At 55.7% G+C, this 3,123-nt stretch carries 3 protein-coding genes; all 3 read left to right on the plus strand.

Features of this window, described 5'->3' with window-relative positions; genetic code table 11:
• Positions 1-599: Rpn family recombination-promoting nuclease/putative transposase (locus LQZ21_RS14870; protein ID WP_411045365.1), on the plus strand; the 599-nt coding region annotated here is incomplete at its 5' end.
• 200 nt (positions 600-799) lie between these two features.
• Positions 800-2,398, plus strand: a complete 1,599-nt coding sequence (locus LQZ21_RS14875; protein ID WP_411045366.1) for a Wadjet anti-phage system protein JetA family protein — start codon at positions 800-802, stop codon at positions 2,396-2,398.
• Positions 2,382-3,023, plus strand: coding sequence for a DUF4194 domain-containing protein (locus LQZ21_RS14880; RefSeq protein ID WP_411045367.1), 642 nt, complete (start codon positions 2,382-2,384; stop codon positions 3,021-3,023). The genes LQZ21_RS14875 and LQZ21_RS14880 overlap by 17 nt, the downstream gene beginning before the upstream one ends.
• The last annotated feature ends 100 nt before the right edge of the window (positions 3,024-3,123 follow it).

Genomic DNA, 3,123 nt, shown 5'->3' on the forward strand with positions numbered 1-3,123 from the left:
TCCGCCTTGAGTTCCTGGCGGGGAAATTATTCACCGGCCAGGACATCCGGGGAAAGGACAAAACCTACGACGACCTGCAGGCGGCCTACCAAATCGCCATTCTGGCGAAGGGCCGGTTTTTCCCGGACGAGTCCTTTCTCCACTGTTTTGAGTACTACGACCCGGAACGGGGCGCTTCGCTGGGAGGCCGGAGCCGGATCATCACGGTGGAGTTGTCCAAAGTAGAGGCGGCGGCGCAAAAGCCCGTAGAGGAGATGACGGGGGCAGAGCTTTGGGCGGTGTACTTCCGGTACCTGACGGACAAGAGCAAGCGGCAGATAATCAATGAAATCATAGCCAGCGAGGAGGGAATAGCCATGGCGAGTGAAGTATTAATCACGATCAGCAAGGACGAGATAGAACGGGCGCGGCTGATGAGCGAATACAAATACGAGTTAGACACCCAGAGCAAGGTCGTTCAGGCAAAACGGGAAGGCCTGGCGGAAGGCCGGCGGGAAGAAAAATTAGAAATCGCCCGAAATCTTAAGAGATTTGGCATACCGGTTGAGCAAATAGTCCAGGGAACCGGGCTTTCCCCGGATGAAATTGCCGGGCTGTGAGGGTATTACGAGCCTTTTTCCGGTAGTCAGGCCCAGAGTATAAGGAACGAAAAGAAAAATGAAGCATGTAGTATGAAAGCCTGGTCCCCTGGAACCAAAACCTGGTTCCAGGAGACCAAAGTCTTAAAAACCCTCCGGAAATCCCTGAAAGTCATGGCTCCATCCTTGACAAAGCCGCTGCTATCCCCTAGCGTGTTTTTATGGCTTCCGGTACCGGCGTTTTCGCCACCTTGCCCGATAATTTCTTTTCTCCCCTGGCGCGGGCCAACCGGGAACATTATGCGGCGCTTTTGGTGCTTTATTACCGGCTTTTTCAGGAAAATGCCCGGGGGCTTGAGCGGGAACAGGTGATCCGCTCCTTTACGGAGTATCTTGGCTTACACCGGAATGCCCTGGTTGATGAGGGCCTGGAAGAATTTTCAGCCCAGGATGAAGCCGGCGAAAAAGCGCCGGAACCGGAGTTGGAGTTTGCATTCCCCCCGGCAGACGGGGCGTCCGGCGGTAGGGAGCCGGAAGCAGACGCGTTGGAGGAAAAGCCGGAGGCGGAGGGCGCCGGGCTGCGGGGAACGGGCGACCGGGCTTTGGCGAATTTTTTTTTGCGGCGGCTTATCGCTACGGAGTGGCTGAGCGAGGAAACCCTCAGCGACTATACCCGGGTCATCAATATCACCCCCCATGGGCGGCCTTTTTTTGAGGCCCTGGCCCGGGTGGAGGAAGGGCTTAAAACCGAATACGAAAGCCATGTGGTGGCAATCTATTCCCTGCTCTGCGGTGACGCGGTGGAGGAAAACGGCCACTACGCGGTACTCAACGCCCACAGTACCACCCAGACTTTGATCGATTCCCTCAAGGTCCTGTCCCAAAGTATCAAGGGCCACTATGACCGGCTTACCGCCGATGCGGCGGGTGCGGGGATCAGCGGTATCCTTCACCTTCATTATGATCTTTATGCGACGGATATTCTTGACGGCGCCTATAAACGGCTTAAGACCTCGGACAATCTCTCCCGGTACCGGCCCCGGATAATCAAACAGGTGGGGGACCTTTTGGCCAAGGAAACCTGGCTCAACGAAAGCGCCCGGAAGCTTTCCCGCAACAATTCCCTCCCCCCGGGGGATAACCGGCGGCGGCTCGAAGTCATGCTGGAAGACATCCGGGATACCCTTCGGGCCATGGACCCCCTGTTGGAAGATATCGACCGCCGGAACATGCTGTATTCCCGGTCCAGCATCGAGCGGGTTAAGGCCCTCTTGGAACCGGATTCTACCCTGGCGGGCAAACTCGGCGTCCTCATCAAGGAGATCTATATCCAGGAGAAGGGGACCAAAGAAGGAGGAGAAATCGAGGGCCTGCATCAAAAGCTGGCCCACCGGCTCCACCACATCAGGACCTTTGCCCCCCAATCCCTGTACCGCCGTTACCAGCGGGAAGCCGCCGACTTTACCCGGGAACCTTCCCCGGTAGACCGGGCAGCCATGGACCGGGCCGAGGCGGAACTCTTTATCCGGCTTCAACGGCAGCTTGGGATCAAACGGATAAGCGAATGGCTCGACCATCAGGGCGGGGTGGAACGGATCCTCTCCGCCCGGGACCTGGTAAAGGATGAATCTTCCTTTATCCGTTTTATCTATTCCGTCCTCTACGCCGATTCCCGTCCGGCCTTTATCTACGATATAGAAGATTATCAGGCGGACGCCGCCGGGCAGGATCGCAGCGGCCTGATGGCGGCATCGGTCCGCGCCGGCGTTTATGTGGTTCCCGATATACTTTTGCGGAGGAAAGATGACCAACGATCTTGAGGGCCTCGTCCTGATTACGGAATTGGTGGATAATGATTTTGATCTCTTTAAACTCGCGGTACGGACCCTGCTGACCAAAACCTTTATCATCCGGGGTATTGATAAAGAGGAGGAACTCTACGATTTTACCATCCGGAACAGCAGCCTTTTTGACGCATGGTTTTCCTGCATGGACGCGGTTCTTATCCGGGACGAAAGCCTGGGGGTGATCTGCTTCCGGGGATCCGGCGACACCCGGCTCCGGCTGGGCCGGGAAGAAACCTGCGCCCTCCTCACCGCCCGGCTCCTCTACGAAGAAAAGCGGGTGGAACTCAGCCTGACCGCCTTCCCCACGGTTACGGTTTTTGATTTTGTGCAAAAATACAATGTTATGGTGGGGGATGAAATCAAAAAAACCCGTCTTATCGAAGTACTCCGCCGCCTGCAATCCCATAAACTCGTGGAGGTTAATTCCCCGGACCTGTCCGACATGGAGGGGATAATCATCCTCTACCCCAGCCTCGCCATGAGCGTTGACCGGGACAGCATTGACGAGTTGCTGGCATCCCTGGCCCACAAGGGAAAAGCCGGGGGAGGGGAAGAAAGAGAATTCGACCACGAAGCAGATAGCGCTGCGGTCAATTAAATGAGCATAAGGAACTGTTCAAGAATAAAATGCGATGCATTTTATTCTAATTGCTTACGCAATAACGAAATAACTTGCCCTTTTGGGCAAGTTATTTTTG

It is taken from the genome of Treponema sp. TIM-1, from assembly GCF_046533115.1.
Lineage (GTDB): Bacteria > Spirochaetota > Spirochaetia > Treponematales > Breznakiellaceae > JAIRMO01.